17 protein-coding genes are annotated in these 16,467 nt (G+C 35.7%); 7 read left to right on the plus strand and 10 right to left on the minus strand.

The window, feature by feature from the left end; translation table 11 throughout:
• Nucleotides 1–117 precede the first annotated feature (117 nt).
• Complete coding sequence (locus BUC31_RS12255) at nucleotides 118–1,056, plus strand: TerC family protein (RefSeq protein ID WP_073244585.1); 939 nt, start codon at nucleotides 118–120, stop codon at nucleotides 1,054–1,056.
• Between the two features lie 25 nt (nucleotides 1,057–1,081).
• Here BUC31_RS12255 and BUC31_RS12260 read toward each other — a convergent pair whose 3' ends face one another.
• From BUC31_RS12260 to BUC31_RS12305, 10 genes are all read right to left on the minus strand, one after another.
• Complete coding sequence (locus BUC31_RS12260; RefSeq protein ID WP_073244587.1) at nucleotides 1,082–1,336, minus strand: acyl carrier protein; 255 nt, start codon at nucleotides 1,334–1,336, stop codon at nucleotides 1,082–1,084.
• A gap of 42 nt (nucleotides 1,337–1,378) precedes the next feature.
• On the minus strand, nucleotides 1,379–2,659 hold the full coding sequence (locus BUC31_RS12265; RefSeq protein WP_073244588.1) for a beta-ketoacyl-[acyl-carrier-protein] synthase family protein: 1,281 nt from the start codon (nucleotides 2,657–2,659) through the stop codon (nucleotides 1,379–1,381).
• On the minus strand, nucleotides 2,652–3,104 hold the full coding sequence (locus tag BUC31_RS12270) for a 3-hydroxyacyl-ACP dehydratase FabZ family protein (protein WP_073244590.1): 453 nt from the start codon (nucleotides 3,102–3,104) through the stop codon (nucleotides 2,652–2,654). The genes BUC31_RS12265 and BUC31_RS12270 overlap by 8 nt, the downstream gene beginning before the upstream one ends.
• A gap of 9 nt (nucleotides 3,105–3,113) precedes the next feature.
• Nucleotides 3,114–3,896, minus strand: a complete 783-nt coding sequence (locus tag BUC31_RS12275) for an SDR family oxidoreductase (protein WP_211573869.1) — start codon at nucleotides 3,894–3,896, stop codon at nucleotides 3,114–3,116.
• Nucleotides 3,897–3,914: 18 nt separating this feature from the next.
• Complete coding sequence (locus BUC31_RS12280) at nucleotides 3,915–4,970, minus strand: type III polyketide synthase (RefSeq protein ID WP_073244594.1); 1,056 nt, start codon at nucleotides 4,968–4,970, stop codon at nucleotides 3,915–3,917.
• Between the two features lie 24 nt (nucleotides 4,971–4,994).
• Entirely contained in the window at nucleotides 4,995–5,702 is a 708-nt protein-coding gene (locus tag BUC31_RS12285) for a methyltransferase domain-containing protein (protein WP_073244596.1), read from the minus strand.
• Complete coding sequence (locus BUC31_RS12290; protein WP_073244598.1) at nucleotides 5,702–6,823, minus strand: NAD(P)/FAD-dependent oxidoreductase; 1,122 nt, start codon at nucleotides 6,821–6,823, stop codon at nucleotides 5,702–5,704. The genes BUC31_RS12285 and BUC31_RS12290 overlap by 1 nt, the downstream gene beginning before the upstream one ends.
• 80 nt (nucleotides 6,824–6,903) lie before the next feature.
• Nucleotides 6,904–7,596: a YiaD family glycine zipper/OmpA-like lipoprotein gene (locus BUC31_RS12295; RefSeq protein ID WP_073244599.1), complete on the minus strand. Its 693-nt coding sequence runs from the start codon at nucleotides 7,594–7,596 to the stop codon at nucleotides 6,904–6,906.
• A 26-nt stretch (nucleotides 7,597–7,622) separates the two neighbouring features.
• Complete coding sequence (locus BUC31_RS12300) at nucleotides 7,623–8,102, minus strand: lipocalin family protein (protein ID WP_073244601.1); 480 nt, start codon at nucleotides 8,100–8,102, stop codon at nucleotides 7,623–7,625.
• Between the two features lie 147 nt (nucleotides 8,103–8,249).
• The gene (locus tag BUC31_RS12305; protein WP_073244603.1) at nucleotides 8,250–10,226 is read right to left on the minus strand and encodes an alpha-ketoacid dehydrogenase subunit alpha/beta; all 1,977 of its coding nucleotides are present in this window, start codon (nucleotides 10,224–10,226) and stop codon (nucleotides 8,250–8,252) included.
• A 121-nt stretch (nucleotides 10,227–10,347) separates the two neighbouring features.
• Between BUC31_RS12305 and BUC31_RS12310 the strand changes: the two genes are divergently transcribed.
• The 6 genes from BUC31_RS12310 to BUC31_RS12335 all read left to right on the plus strand — a co-directional run bounded on the left by BUC31_RS12310 (nucleotide 10,348) and on the right by BUC31_RS12335 (nucleotide 16,466).
• Nucleotides 10,348–11,298 carry an isopenicillin N synthase family dioxygenase gene (locus BUC31_RS12310; protein ID WP_073244605.1) on the plus strand — a complete coding sequence of 317 codons (951 nt, stop codon included), beginning with the start codon at nucleotides 10,348–10,350 and terminating at the stop codon, nucleotides 11,296–11,298.
• Nucleotides 11,299–11,303: 5 nt separating this feature from the next.
• Nucleotides 11,304–11,633, plus strand: coding sequence for a translation initiation factor (locus BUC31_RS12315; RefSeq protein WP_073244607.1), 330 nt, complete (start codon nucleotides 11,304–11,306; stop codon nucleotides 11,631–11,633).
• A 109-nt stretch (nucleotides 11,634–11,742) separates the two neighbouring features.
• Nucleotides 11,743–12,675: a DUF1835 domain-containing protein gene (locus BUC31_RS12320; protein ID WP_073244609.1), complete on the plus strand. Its 933-nt coding sequence runs from the start codon at nucleotides 11,743–11,745 to the stop codon at nucleotides 12,673–12,675.
• 1 nt (nucleotide 12,676) lies between these two features.
• Nucleotides 12,677–13,543 (plus strand): nucleoside phosphorylase, encoded by an 867-nt coding sequence (locus tag BUC31_RS12325; protein ID WP_073244611.1) that lies wholly within the window; start codon nucleotides 12,677–12,679, stop codon nucleotides 13,541–13,543.
• A 54-nt stretch (nucleotides 13,544–13,597) separates the two neighbouring features.
• Nucleotides 13,598–15,634 (plus strand): polyphosphate kinase 1, encoded by a 2,037-nt coding sequence (gene ppk1 / locus BUC31_RS12330; protein ID WP_073244613.1) that lies wholly within the window; start codon nucleotides 13,598–13,600, stop codon nucleotides 15,632–15,634.
• Complete coding sequence (locus BUC31_RS12335; protein WP_073244615.1) at nucleotides 15,621–16,466, plus strand: substrate-binding domain-containing protein; 846 nt, start codon at nucleotides 15,621–15,623, stop codon at nucleotides 16,464–16,466. Before ppk1 ends, BUC31_RS12335 begins: the two co-directional genes overlap by 14 nt.
• The last annotated feature ends 1 nt before the right edge of the window (nucleotide 16,467 follow it).

The following is a 16,467-nucleotide window of genomic DNA, read 5'->3' on the forward strand; positions in this document are numbered from 1 at the left end:
CCAATTTTGTCAAATAATAGGATTCATTAGTAAATTGGTTGCCAATTCACCAACATTTCAAAGAATTGAAATAGGTAATGTCAATTTTTAATACCTTTGCATCTTGAAAAATTCTATATGATAGTCTGGATTGTTTTTATTGCCTTTGTACTTATATTTCTTGCATTAGATTTAGGTGTTTTTCATAAAGATGAACATGTTATTAAATCTAAAGAAGCAGGAATCTGGACTGCTATTTTTGTAACGGTTGCATTTGCCTTTAGTGGCGTCATCTATTGGTTGTTCAGTGCAGAAATTATTGCCAACCCAACAGGACTAACACCTAATGATGCCGTATTAAAATATATTACCGGTTATCTTATTGAGCTTTCACTAAGTGTAGACAACGTTTTTGTAATTGCCGTTATATTCTCATCATTTAAGATTCCGCCATTATATCAACATCGTGTATTGTTTTGGGGTATACTTGGTGCGATTGTATTTAGAGCATTAATGATATTTTTCGGAGTTGCCCTAATCACCAAATTTGATTGGATTATCTATGTGTTTGGAGTATTCCTTTTATATACAGCATTTAACATGCTAAAAGGTGATGATGATAACTTTGACCCTAAGAACTCTTTTGTATTTAAACAGATTAAAAAGATATACCCAGTAACTTCTACAATGCACGGTCATGATTTCTTTGTAAAAAGAATGGGCCTAAATGCTGCTACTCCCCTATTTGTAGCTCTAATTGTTATTGAACTTACCGATATTCTTTTCGCTTTAGATAGCATACCTGCAATTCTAGCAATTACAGCTGATCCATTTATCGTGTTTACTTCGAATATCTTAGCTATTTTAGGATTGCGTTCTATGTACTTTTTAATCTCTAGAATGCTAGAGAAGTTTAAGTATATTAATTACAGCTTGGTCGTTATTCTTGCCTTTGTGGGACTAAAGATGTTATTCTCCCATTACATACATTTACCAGAATGGGTTTCTTTAACGGTTATTTCAGTTGCATTAGTATCGGGAATTTTAGCGTCAATGTTAATTAAGGATAAAGAATAGTTCTTTTAAAAGCTATTTTAAGATATTACTTTTCAGCTAATTTGGCGTCGATAATCGCCATGGCATCATTGACTGTTTGCATCTGATCCATGTCATCATTTTCTAAGCGAATATCGAAAGCGTCTTCTACGTCTAATACAATATCTACAAGATTTGCAGAATTGATATTTAGATTATTCATGAAGTGGCTATCTTGCTTAATGTCAGTAACCGCTACGTCTTCGGGAAGATAAATTTTAATAATATCTTTTAATTTTTGGTATTTTTCTTCTTTAAGCATATTTAAGTTTAATTAAAATACCTTTTGGTATTATTATAGATTTTATTCTTCTTTTGAAAACGCTTTAAATATAACACAAGCATTTACATCTCCGAATCCAAAACTTGCTTTTGCGATTATTTTTGGAGCATGTTTTATTGTTTCCCTCGGAATACAAGATTCTGAAATCAATTTAGAAATCTCTGGATGTATGTCGTCACAGTTCACATTCTTAAACACTACTTGCTCTTTAAACTGCAATACCGCCGCAACACTTTCTATACTACCTGCTGCCGCCAAACAATGACCCACTGATCCCTTAAATGAATTGATATACGGAAAATCATCATGTTCCCTTCCCAGCGCTTTACTCCAATTTTCTATTTCCAATCCGTCTTTAGTAGTTGCAGTTAAATGTCCGTTAATGACATCAATATTTGAAGCTTCAATTCCTGCATTAGTTATGGCATTACGAATACAACGCTGCACCGCCATACTATTTGGTGCGGTCATGGACCCTTCCCCTAATTGTCCGCCGCTATTAATTTCACCTCCAAGCACTTCTACATAAATATGTGCACCTCGTTTTTGGGCGCTTTCCAAGGACTCTAACACCAACGCACCTGCACCACTACCGGGAATGAATCCGGCTGCTGTGGCACTCATAGGTCTACTTGCTTTCGACGGATTGTCATTATAGCCTCTTGGTAAAATACGCATGGCATCAAAACCACCCCATACATACGGTCCACTATCACTACAGCTACCGGTCAGCATAATTTCTGCCTTTCCCTGACTAATACGGTCGTATGCCATAATAATACCTTCTGCACCTGTTGTACATGCCGCGGAATTTGTTGTGACTTGATTTCCGCAACCTAATAATCCACCTAAATAAGCACTTATACCGCTTGCCATGGTCTGTATTACTGAAGTACTACCAAGTCTACGTACATTTCCTTCATCGATTAAATGAATGGCTTCCCTAAACTTATCGACCCCCAAAATTCCGGTTCCAAAAATGATTCCGCGATCCCAGCTTGGTTCATCGGTCGTATTCTTTTCTAACCCGGCATCTTTCCAAGCATCTATACCTGCAATGACTCCGTATACAATTCCCGTAGCATTTAATCCTCTGCGCTCTAACGGAGTAAAATACTTATCCATGAGATTGTCTTTGACTAAAGGCTCGCCAGCAACTTGACAACCAAAACCTAACTTCTCTAGATTTGGTTGATGCCGAAGTCCACTTTTACCTTCTAGCAAGGCATTTGTGAAATCGGTAAGACCTAGACCATTTGGTGCACATACCCCTAAGCCAGTTATAACTACGCGTCTACTCATTTGCTATACCTATCATGCCTGCCAAAACTCCTTTACAGACCAGTTTATCATCTTCATTGTACATTTTAACCTCGCACTTTAATTTCTGAAATCGAAAATAAATCAAATTTGAAACCACCCTAACCCGTTCTCCAGGAAATACAGGCAAAAGAAATTCCATTTGAGAACTACTCATACCAATACCTACATTTTCTAGTTCGGTCTTTTGACCTAATAGATAAATACCTAGGCAGACCAAGCCAATTTGTGCGCAACATTCCGTTAAAATCACTCCTGGTGTTACAGGATCATTCTTAAAATGCCCTTTGTAAAAATCTGCATCTGATGAAAACGTATATTTCCCTTCGGCACCTTTATCATTAATATTCAGAAGCTCTTCTACAAATAAAAAAGGCTCCGAATACGGTAGTTGCTTCAATATCCAATTATAAGATTTCTTCATCATCTTTTCTTATTACATCAAACTTTCGCCGCCATCAACTTTAATCACAGTTCCGGTAATCCATTTTGCTTCATCCATAGTTAACAAATACACGGCATTTGCAACGTCTTTGGGAGTGGTTAAGCGGTTCTGTGGATTTCTCTTTAATGCATTTTCTTTAATCTGTTCAAACCCGGGAATCATAGATAACGACTTGGTCATGGTAATACCTGCCTGTATACAGTTTGCTTTTATACCGATTGGTGCAAACTCTAACGCAATACTTCTGGTCAGTGCTTCTAAAGCTACTTTAGCCACCGAAACGGCACTATAATTTGGTAATGCTTTTGTATTACCTTCACTTGTAAAAGAAACTATACGAGTATCGTCTGCAAATAAATTCGCGGTAACCAGTGCTTTTGTCCAATCATATAAGCTCAGCGCCATGGCATCGAAAGTGATTCTAAAATCGGTATCGACCAAGGTTGGTCTGTTTTCAGAATACATGGGCTTAAGCGTTCCTTTAGCTACACTATGCACCATTACCTTAATCTGATGACCAGCAGGTAACTGTTGCTGAATATTAGAAATGATATCTGTGCGTTTTTCAGCATTCAAAACATCTACATTCATCGCTATTAATAGATTTCCAAAGGCACGAATTTCATCGAATCCATTTTCAATATCATCCATAGCTGCACGTCGATCTCGGTGCATAATTAAAATATGGTAGCCATGACTAGCCAATTTCTTTGCCGTAGCGAGTCCAAGTCCGCTACTTCCTCCCAATATTATAGCCCAATAGGTATTTTTCATAGTTGTCATTTACTTATGCTACCATTCTATCAATACGCGTTGTGCCGAGAAACCGGGACCAAAACTCAATATTAACCCTTGTTCGCCTGCTGCTATATCTTTTTCTAAAAAACGTTCTAATACATATAAAACAGTAGCACTACTCATGTTTCCATAAAGTCGTAACACCTCTCTGGTATCATCAATATTTTTACCTAATGCACCAAAAAGTGATTCTACTGTTTGCACTATTTTCTTTCCTCCCGGATGAAATATTAAATGGTCTACTTTCTGAATATTACTACCATACTTTTCTAAAAACGGATGTACAATTTCAGCAAAATGATTAGATATCGTTTCAGGTACAGCCGGATCAAGAATCATTTTTAATCCGTGATTGGTTAAATCGAAACCCATCATCTCAGTGGCATCTTTAAAGTGATACATTTCTTCCCCTATTATTTTTGGTCCTACAGCATCTTCTTCTGACGATAGCAGAACACAAGCCGCACCATCTCCAAAAATTGCAGCACTTACCATATTTGCCATGGAATAATCTTGAAGCTGAAAGGTTGCCGTGGGACTTTCAACAGAAACCAAAGCTATACGCTTACCAGGATTTGATTTCAAGAAATTGTGAGCATATATAAGCCCAGACACTCCTGCTGCGCAACCCATTTCTGTCACCGGAAGCCTTACCACATCTTGACGCATGCCCAATTCATTAATCAGATAAGCATCTAAAGACGGAATCATAATACCTGTACAGCTAACTGTAATAATATAATCTATTGAGGAAGCTTTCCAATTATTTTTTTGTAGCGCGTTTCTAAGTACGTTAGTACCCATACGTTTGGCTTCTTCACTATAAATCTTGTTCTTATCCTCAAAAGAAGTAGTCACAAACACATCTTCGGGTGGCATGATAGAATACCGTTTATCTACTGCAGCCCCTTCAAAAATCTTAACGACCTTTCTAGAGAAACGCTCCTCTTGTCCGCTTAACCAAAATTCAACGAGAGGAATGATATCCTTGGTATCTTTTGAATACGGTGGTAATTCTTTCGTAACACTAATAATTCTTGTATGATTCATAGTTGCTCTTAATCTTCAATCTACTTATTTCTTCTGTAAAACCCATACATATCTAAAAGCCCATTTCCATTTAATATGATGAGATGCATTTGTAACCTGATCAGCAAAATGCAATAATTCTTTCTTTACAAATGCCCTACGGATAGATAATAATCCGTCTTTCTTGGCAATTTCAGTTTTGATGAAAAACAAACTAAATGCTTTGAACAAATAATATGCGATTGGGCTCCGTTCCAAATCATTGATTACTACGCCTAACTTTGCTATTTCTACAAAGCGATTTACAAACTCAACTACTCCTTGATCTGTAAAATGATGCAAGGTTAACGTCGTCATAACCACATCAATATTCCATTCAGAAAAATCAGATTTTAAAATATCTGTATTCAGGTAACTAATCTCAGGGTAATCAGATGAATATTGCTTTGCTAATTGTAATCCTTGTTCATTAAAATCAACTCCAATCAATTTAAGTTTTACATTCTTCTTTCTTGCAGCTAATGCCAGTTTTCTAAGCATGGTTCCTTCAGCACAACCCATATCTAAAATCGTATACGATTCTTTGTTTTTTTTTTCAAGTAACTCAAAAACAGCATCTAAGCTTATACTATAACCCCCAAGCAACCTATTTACCCTATTGATATCTTGTAGTATCGTTTCAAGCTCACTAGTAGTACCTGAAAAGGTATCCATGATCTCCACTTCACTACTTCTTTGTGTAAAATCTACCATTACGATATTAATTCTCCATGGGTTTTAGAAATAATAAACTTCAATATTGATTTTGACTTTCCGACGGATTTAATTCCCATTGAAACTAATCTTTTATTCATTAAGACGGACTGTAATTTTCTACCAAACCATAAACGGGTACTAAAGGCTTTTGACCATGCCTTTTTATAATCGTGCTCTAGGTCGCTACGTTTGTAATCTGATTCATTCACATACTTTGATATTAATTCTGAAGCAATCTTTGCACTATGAATAGCCATTGCCATACCATTACCACATAACGGATGAATTAGACCTGCTGTATCTCCACACATAAGCATGTGATCGACCACATTGTCTTTCTCGTCAAAGGCTATTTGGGCAATGGTCATAGGCTGATTAAAAACTGGACTTGCATTTAATAGAAATTGTTTTAAAAATGGATTTTTGGCAACCACTTCTTTATTGAAACTTTGAATATCTTTATATTCTTTAAAACTCTCATAATTAACTAGATAACAGAAATTCACCGCACCTGTTTCCGTTTTTGAGAGTCCGCCATATCCCCCATTAAAATTGTGCAGCGCAACTATATCTTCCTGAAGATCATTAAGTACGTAATGAGCCTTTACCGCCAACCACGATTGCTTTTTCTTGCTAAATGCCCTGTCTAAGTTTTTGTCTAGCGCTGATCGCTTACCGTAAGCTCCTACAGCTATTTTAGAAGAATAGCTATTAGACTTGGTAGTAATAGTGAAAAAATCATCTGTGAATACATTTGCTATAACTTTCTCAAAGTAAAAAATGACCCCTAGCTTCTTTGCTCGTTCAAAAAGCAAATTATCAAGAGCATATCTACTTATACCGTATCCGCCCAATGGCAAATCGGTCTCAACAATAAATCCATCTTGTGTACTAATTTGAAATTGCGAAATATCTTTAGCTCCTTCAGCCTTTAGGTCTACTCCTAACCGTTTTAAATACGGATCAATTTCTTTAGATACGTACTCGCCACATACTTTATGATGCGGGTATTGCTGCATTTCAATCACAGCAACATCCAATCCCTCTGAAGCCAAATGAATAGCAGCAGTCAAGCCCGCTAGTCCGCCTCCAATAATAAGTATGCCGTGTTCTTTCACTGCATGGAAGTTACACCAAAAACAAAAAAGCCCTGCAAGTGCAGGGCTTTATTTTAACTCAATACTAAAATTTGTATCTCTTAGTTCGTTTGTGTTTGTGCTTCTTGTTTTAAAGATTCACTAGCAACAATCGCTAACTCTACACGTCTGTTCTTAGCTTTACCAGCTGAAGTTGTATTGTCACCTACTGGCTGTGTTTCACCATACCATTTTGTATCAAAGCGACTAGCATCTATCCCTTGACTTATTAAATAGCTCGTTACAGATTCTGCTCTTTGCTTAGATAAGTTCAAGTTATACTCCTCAGCACCAGCACTATCCGTATGACCTTCAACTAAAATATTAGATTGAGGATATTCCTTAAAAATTCCTACTAGTTTATCTAAAGTAACTGCAGATGTACCTTGCACGTTAGATTTGTTAGTATCGAAATACACACCAGCTTCTTCATTAAAGGTTACGTTGATACCTTCACCAACACGCTTTACTTCTGCGCCAGGTATTTCTTCTTCAATACGTTCTGCTTGACGGTCCATTCTATTACCAATATAACCACCGGCAGCACCACCTATTGCAGCACCTAAAATAGCACCAAGAGCCGTATTATTACCGCTACCAACATTATTCCCCAAAATTCCACCGATTACAGCGCCTCCTGAAGCACCAATTACCGCGCCTTTTTGTGTTTTATTTGCGTTTTTTACAGTACTACAGCTCATCACCAAGGCAAGAGCTAGAATGTAACTTGTTCTACGTAATATCATTGTTTTCATATGCTTAATTTAAAATTTAAGTAGGTTTATTTTTTACTGAATTGGTAAACTACATTTATAGGAGCACCTTCAACCATCACATTAGATTTTAATGTCATAGCTGTTTCGGTAAGGTTTTCAATATTTAAACGATAACCAGCACCTCCAGAAATATCTTGATTTTTTTCGTTAATGAATTTGAATTGTAACTGACTAGTGTAGTTCTCTTCACGTTCTACAACAGACCATCTAATATAACGATCACCACCAGTACAAAATGTTGATTGGTCAATAGTATATCTACCAGTACTATTGTTATCACGGAAAAACCACTCGCTGCCTTCTAGACATATATCTTCTACATCATTAAACAATACTGCCTTTACATTACCAGTATTACCTTCAAAAGAAACATCATTTAAAGTCCATGTGCCGCTTAGTAGATTTCTTTTTCCTCGAGCATCTTTAGACACAGAACATGAGGTTATTAAAAGTACAATACTAAAAAGTAAAATTATTTTTTTCATAAGTAAAAAATTTAGGTTTGATCTATATACGTTGCTTGTCATTTTTTGGATGGATAAAATCTATTTATTCGACCAAATAACACTGCAAAGATGCTGCTAAATATAAATACCTATTACCTCTTTTAACATATTTCTTGACGGATTTACTTAATATGCGATAAGTTCTTTTAAATCAGATTCAAACCTAGACTTTGCAAGATATTGTTCTTCAAGCTTAGTGTTAAAAGGAATAGGAGTCTCTAAACTACCCACCCTTTTTATGGGACCATCTAAATACTCAAAACAATTCTCCATGACCATTGCTGAAATATCACTGGCAATTCCCCCAAAGAGGCTATCTTCCTGCAATATAATTAGTTTACCTGTTCGCTTTACCGAATCGTAAATTGCATTGATATCTAATGGTTGTAATGTTCGTAGATCCAATAGATCTGCACGTATATCTGTATTTTTTTCCAATGTTTCTAAAGCCCAATGTACTCCTGCTCCATAAGTTACAATGGTTATTTGATCACCTTGTTTTAAAAGACTTGCTTTCCCTAATGGCAATGTGTAATAATCAACAGGTACTTCTTGATAAAAACTTCTATACAAACCTTTATGTTCAAAAAATAAAACCGGATTTGGATCCTCTATCGAAGTTGCCAACAAGCCCTTTGCATCATACGGGAATGCTGGGTATACTACTTTTAAGCCGGGAGTTTTAGTAAACCACGCCTCATTTGTCTGCGAATGAAAAGGACCTGCAGAAACGCCACCACCACAAGGCATACGAATTACAACATCTGCATTCTCTCCCCATCTATAAAAACTTTTAGCTAAATAATTTACTATTGGGTTAAAGCCACTACTTGCAAAATCTGCAAATTGCATTTCCATAACCGCCTTCATTCCGTTTATAGATAAACCCATTGCGGCAGATACAATTGCCGATTCACATATAGGCGTATTACGTACACGCTCTTTACCGAAATCATTCACAAAGCCATCTGTAATTTTGAATACGCCACCATACTCGGCAACATCTTGACCCATGATTACAAGGTTGTCAAATTTCTTCATCGACTGCCTTAAACCTTCAGATATAGCATCTACCAAACGAATATTGGTTACAAATTTACTAGGTTCAACTTCTTTTAAATCAAATTTTTTATATACCTCACTTAATTCTTTACTTTGATTAGGTATAATTGCCTCTTCTGCAAACGCGATTTTTAAATGTTCATCAATTTCAGATTGAATTTCTGCCTTAAAATTCGCTATACTTTCCTCTGTCAATATATTTTCTCTCAATAAATACTGGGTAAAATTCTCCAATGGATCTTTCTCTGCCCAGGTATCTAAAAGCTCTTGAGGTACATATTTTGTACCACTGGCCTCTTCATGTCCGCGCATGCGAAAAGTCTTAAATTCTAATAATACCGGTCTAGGGTTTATTCTCATATCCCTAATTAAATCGGCTACTTTAAAATAAACTTCAAGAATATTATTACCATCAATGATATGAGATTCCATACCATAGCCAACACCCTTATCTGCGATGTTCTCACATTTAAACTGTTCGTTGGTAGGTGTGGACAATCCGTAGCCATTGTTCTCTACACAGAAAAGAACGGGTAAACTCCAAACTGAAGCTACATTCAAAGCCTCATGAAAATCACCTTCACTTGTAGCTCCTTCTCCTGTAAAAACAGCGGTTACCTTCTTTTCCTTTTTTAATTTATGGGCTAGCGCTATACCATCTGCCACACCTAATTGCGGACCCAAATGAGATATCATACCTACAATCTTAAACTCTTGTGTACCAAAATGAAAGCTACGATCACGACCTTGGGTGAAGCCGCTTGCTTTTCCCTGCCATTGCGTAAACAACCTATATAATGGTATGTCTCTTGTTGTAAAGACACCTAGGTTTCTATGCATAGGCAGTATATATTCATCGCTGTTCAAAGCTGTGGTTACACCTATAGATATTGCCTCTTGACCAATACCACTAAACCATTTAGAAATTTTACCTTGTCTTAATAGAATCAACATTTTCTCCTCTATCATTCGAGGTTTAAGCATTGATTTATAAAGTTTTAACTTAACGTCTTTAGCTACTTTAAAATCGGTGTAATTCATTGATAAGGTCAATTTTGTCTATTAAATTATAAATGTAACAAAAATGTATCTAGAAAGTATAGAATACAACAACGCTATTAAATCGACAATAATTATTAATTTTACGTAAAATCTTTATAATATGAGCTTAGTACCTAGTGTTGATTTGTCGGATTTTCTATCGGAAGACCCAAAAAGAAAACAAAAGTTTATTAATGAAATTGGAAAAGCCTTTGAAGAAATCGGATTTGTTGCTTTAAGCGGGCATTTTTTGTCTGAAGAATTAGTGGATACTTTATATAGTGAAATTAAAGAATTCTTCGATTTACCCGAGGATGTAAAAGACGGATACCAGATTGAAGGCATTGGTGGTCAGCGTGGTTATACCTCATTCGGCAAAGAACATGCTAAAGGAAGAAAAGAAGGCGATTTAAAAGAGTTTTGGCATTTTGGTCAATATGTTGAGGATAATGATGATCTTGAAAAAGAATACCCTGCCAATGTAATGGTTAAAGAGCTACCTGAATTTAATAAAGTAGGAAAGGAAACCTACAAAATGTTAGAGAAAACAGCGAGATATGTGTTACGCGCTTTAGCTTTACATTTAAATTTAGATGAGTTCTATTTTGATAATTATATTAAGAATGGTAATTCAATTTTACGTCCTATACATTACCCACCTATAACTTCTGAACCTAAAAATGCAGTAAGAGCTGCAGCGCATGGCGATATTAACTTAATTACTTTGTTAATGGGAGCTCATGGTAAAGGACTTCAGGTTCAAAACCACGATGGGGAATGGGTAGATGCTATTGCAAGACCTGACCAGCTAATGATCAACGTAGGTGATATGCTCAGCCGTTTAACCAACAACAAGTTATTGTCTACAATTCATCAGGTAGTGAACCCGCCAAGAGAATTATGGGGGACTTCAAGATATTCTGTGCCATTTTTTATGCATCCGGTGAGTGAAATGTCTTTAAATTGTTTAGACAATTGTATTGATAATGAACACCCTAAACTGTATACAGATATAACTGCAGGTGAATTTTTACATGAAAGATTAATCGATTTAGGATTAATCAAAAAATAGTCTATATGGATCTTAAAGACCAGTTAAAAAATCTATTTCCAGAGCACGAATCAGAGGAAACTCCCGTTGAAAAAACAGCGGATAATCCTATTTGGCTTCAAGATGACCCTATCATTTGCAAGTACGAAAAACGAAAAGGCAAACCCATTACAATTCTTGAAGGGTACACTGGTGCCGATGAAGATTTTAAGAAATTAGCTAAAGAATTAAAGACGAAATTGAGTGTTGGTGGTAGTTTTAAAGATGGCAAAATTATAATTCAGGGAGATTACAGAGACAAAATCATGACCATATTAAAAGACAAAGGTTTCTCTGTCAAACGTGTAGGTGGATAATTTAGCAAAAAACACTACCTTGAAAGTTCCATTTGTTTTCTGTTAAATAATTTTTTAACGTTGTTATTAGTATTATTTTTAATCTATTCAAACTAAAATCAAACCTGGTATGAGTTCTCTCTTGCACATTACCAATGGAGATGTTTTCACCGAACGTCTTCAAAAATTAAACTTAGATGGCGACGTCATCACTTGGCGTGAAATGCTATGTGAAGGACAGACACTACCTAATGTTGGTTCAGAAACCTTTTGGAAAGCTCGTTTTGAGTTTCTCCATAAAAACTATAAAGTTTCAAAATCTTGGTTTATAGAAAAGACCCTTAAAGAATATAGGTCTCTTTGTAACCACAAACAACAAGATCATATCGTTCTTTGGTTCGAATATGATCTTTTTTGTCAGGTGAATATGCTTGCCGTTATTAGCTGGCTATTAACACACAGAAAATATGCTCAGATATCGCTAGTGTGCAGTGGCAAAGAAGATGGTACAGATAAAATGTACAGCCTTAATGAGCTTACTGATGACCAATTATTAGGTCTATACAAGAATAAAAAGGTATTAACACAAGATGATACCGAGTATGCTGATTATGTTTGGCAATTGTACTGCAGCAATAATCCTATTCGTTTAGAAAACCTTACCGATTTTAACGATTACCAATTCGATTATCTTGGTGATGCCGTAAAATCGCATCTAAAACGTTTTCCTAGTATTAACAACGGCTTAAATGAAATGGAAAATACCATCTTACAGCTTGCTATAGACAGGAAACCAAAATCTAAAACGGAATACATAGATGTATTACTTAAAAATCAAGGCAACTTAGGTTTTTCTAATACCCAGTATGATCGTGCTTTAACGAGGTTAAAACCATTAATAACTAGTTTAAACCCTGTGCGTATTTCTAAGAAAGGCAAAGAGATTTTAGATGGTCAAACCAGCTATTATTCTTGCATACAAGACAATGATGTGTATTTAGGAGGCGCTTTGAAGTACAATTTCCTTTATAATACTAGTACAAACCGAATTTTAAAATTATAGCATGCAACTAAAGCCTGCTGAGCTAATCATCAATGAAGATGGTAGCATATACCATCTCAATTTATTACCAGAAGATATTGCAACCACCATTATAACCGTTGGAGACCCAGATAGGGTGCATCAAGTATCTAGACATTTTGATACTATTGAGGTTAAAAAGGGCAAGCGTGAATTTCATACACATACTGGTCATTTGAATGGTAAACGTATTTCAGTGATTTCTACAGGAATCGGAACGGACAACATCGATATCGTTTTAAACGAGTTAGATGCCTTGGTAAATATCGATTTCAAGACAAGAATTCTTAAAGAACATCATACTTCTTTAAATATCATTAGAATTGGAACTACAGGTGCCATACAGCCAGATATTCCGATTGATTCTTTCTTGATTAGTAAATATTCTATCGGTTTTGATGGACTTTTACATTTCTACGAGCATGATGAAATTAACTATACTAAGATAGAAGATGAATTTATCGCCCATACTTCTTGGGACACCAATAAAGCAAGACCATATGTACTCTCTTATTCTAAAAAGCTAGGAGAATTGTTTAGCGATAATCGTATACGATTAGGTTTTACTGCAACAAATACAGGGTTCTACGGACCACAACAGCGACAATTGAGAATAAAGCCCAGTCAAATGGAATTGATGGAGAAATTATCCACCTTTAGCTACAATGACCTAAAATTGACCAATCTAGAAATGGAAACTTCGGGTATTTATGCCCTGGCCCAACTTCTTGGTCATGAAGCCGTATCTCTAAATTGTATTTTAGCCAATAGATCGACTGGGGAATTTTCCATTACACCTACCCAATCTGTAGATAATCTTATTGAATTTTGCTTGAAACGATTGGCTTAACATACATTTACAATAATTTACTATTGTACTTCTTATTTTTACGCAAATCTTATCATGAAAAAAGACAACCTGAAGCATAGAGATATTAATTGGCTCTTTTTCAATGAACGTGTTTTACTTGAAGCTAAAAGTACCGACACGCCATTGTTAGAGCGATTAAAATTCTTAGCTATTTTTTCTTCAAATTTAGATGAGTACTTTAAAGTGCGTGTTTCTCAACTTCGACAAATAAAGCATTTAGACAAAAAGTTTCGAAAGAAACTAATGTTCAAAGCAAATAGTACATTACAACATATTCTAAAAACAATCAATGAGCAACAGGTTGAGTTTGGTAAAGTAATTAAAGCGACCCTTTCTGAACTTGAAGAACATAATATTTATGTTCGCAACACATCTAACTTTACAAACGAACAAAAACAATTCTTAGAATCGTTGTTCGATGAGAGTATTAAAGAATTTTGTTCGGTACATAAAGAAAACTTAGAATTAACCGATGGGGCACTATATTTAACAGTTACACACTCAGGTCACAATTACAGCATTGTTGAAATACCGACTGAAAACCAAGATCGCTTTATAGCTTTACCAGGTGACGGACATCAATTTTGCTATTTAGATGATATTATTAGGTTTAACATTCAAAAGTTATTGCCCAATAAAGAAATTAATGCCTGCTACTCTATCAAACTTTCCAGGGATGCCGAATTGTATTTGGAAGACGACTATTCTGATCTAGAATTAGTAGAGAAGATTTATAATTCATTGGACAAACGCTTATCAGGACAAGCCACAAGGCTTCTTTACGATGAAACTATGCCTAGTTGGTTAATAGAAGCTTTAAAAACGGACTTCAAGTTGGGATCGGTTGATTTATCACCCGGTGGAGCATATCACAATTTATCCGACTTCTTTTCTTTTCCACTTCCAAAAGGCACAGAACGCCTACAATATCAAGAAAAACCGGCTTTACCACATCCTGAGTTAAGCTATTCCAAGAATATCTTTGAAAGCATTTCCAAAAAAGACCAATTGGTACATTTTCCGTATCAAGATTTTAAGGTAGTCGAAGAATTTTTGACCACCGCAGCTACAGATCCACAGGTTATTGCTATAAAAATGACTATTTATCGCATTGCAAAGTCGTCTTCTCTTGCAGATGCTATTTTAACTGCATTAGATAACAACAAAAAAGTAACCTTATTTGTTGAAGCCCAAGCTCGATTCGATGAGGCAAATAATATAAAATGGGGACGAATTTTCGAGGAAAAAGGAGCCAAAGTAATTTTTAGTATTCCACAAGTAAAGGTGCATTCAAAAATAGCAATGGTCTATCGTAACGAAGATGACAAGGTAAAACGTTACTCTTACATCGGAACTGGTAATTTCAATGCTAAAACTTCTAAAATATATTGTGACCACGGACTCTTTACTGCTGACAAGAAGATTACGAAAGACTTAGGTCAAGTGTTTCAGGTATTGGAAAGAAAAATAATAGTACCAAAGTTGAAACGCTTATTGGTATCGCCTTTTACAACCAGAATTACCTTTTTAAATCTTATTCAAAACGAGATCAATGCTGCTCGCGAGGGCAAAAAGGCTTCCATTACCGCTAAAATGAACAGTCTTGAAGACTCTAATATGATAAAGGCCTTATATAGAGCGGTAAATGCTGGTGTTGATGTTCGCCTTATTATCAGAGGGTTTTGTTGTTACCTAACAGCGAACGACGACGTTAATGAGGGAATGAAAGACAATATTTACATTACAAGTATTGTGGACCGATATTTAGAACATGGTAGAATTTACCTTTTTGAAAATGGTGGAGACCAACTCATGTATATTGGTTCTGCAGATTGGATGACCCGAAACCTAGATAGACGAATAGAAGTGTTGACACCTATTCTAGACCCTGACATTTTTGATGAGTTAAAACATATTCTAACGCTACAGCTAAATGACAACCAAAAAGCACGTGTGTTAGATTTAGAAAACTCCAATAAAAAAGTTGCTCAGGCTCCTGGTCAGGAAGATATACGCTCTCAATATGCCATTTACGATTACCTTAAAAATAAATTAGATGAAAACCGTTAAGATTATTGGTGTACCAGAACATTTTAACCTTCCGTGGCATTTAGCTATAGAAGAAGGTGCTTTTAAAGAAAGAGGCATCAACTTAGAATGGACAGAAGTGCCCGAAGGTACTGGTAGAATGAGCGAAATGCTTAAAAATGAGGATACTGACCTAGCTATTATCTTAACTGAGGGGATCGTAAAAAGCATAACCGAAGGTAATGAGGTGAAAATTATTCAAGAATACATTGCCTCACCCCTACTTTGGGGAATTCATGTGGACGCCAATAGTTCGTATAGCGCTCTAAATGATTTAAAGGACACTACAGCTGCAATTAGTCGTTACGGTAGCGGTAGCCACCTAATGTCTTACGTTCAGGCTACAAATATGGGCTGGGACACTGACAATTTAAAATTCAATTTAATAAATAATCTTGATGGTGCTGTTGAAGGTTTGTCTTCTGGCACTGCAGATTATTTTATGTGGGAGCGTTTTACAACAAAACCGCTTGTGGATAGTGGTGTATTTAAGCATTTAGGAAATTGCCCTACACCATGGCCATGTTTTGTTTTAGTCGGAACTAATTCGTTTTTGAAGGAAAATGAGGGATTATTAAAGCATATTCTTGAAATCATCAATATGTATACGGTTGAATTCAAACAAATTCCAAGAATTGATTCTACGTTAGCAAACCGATACCATCAAAAATTAGAAGACATACAAGAATGGCTTCAAATTACAGAATGGAGCCAAAAACAATTACCAGAATCTACATTGATTAAAGTTCAAAATACACTAAAAGAACTTAATTTAATAGATAAAATAATCCCAGTTTCAGAAATTCTAAAGTAAC

This window comes from Maribacter aquivivus (genome assembly GCF_900142175.1).
Taxonomy (GTDB): domain Bacteria; phylum Bacteroidota; class Bacteroidia; order Flavobacteriales; family Flavobacteriaceae; genus Maribacter; species Maribacter aquivivus.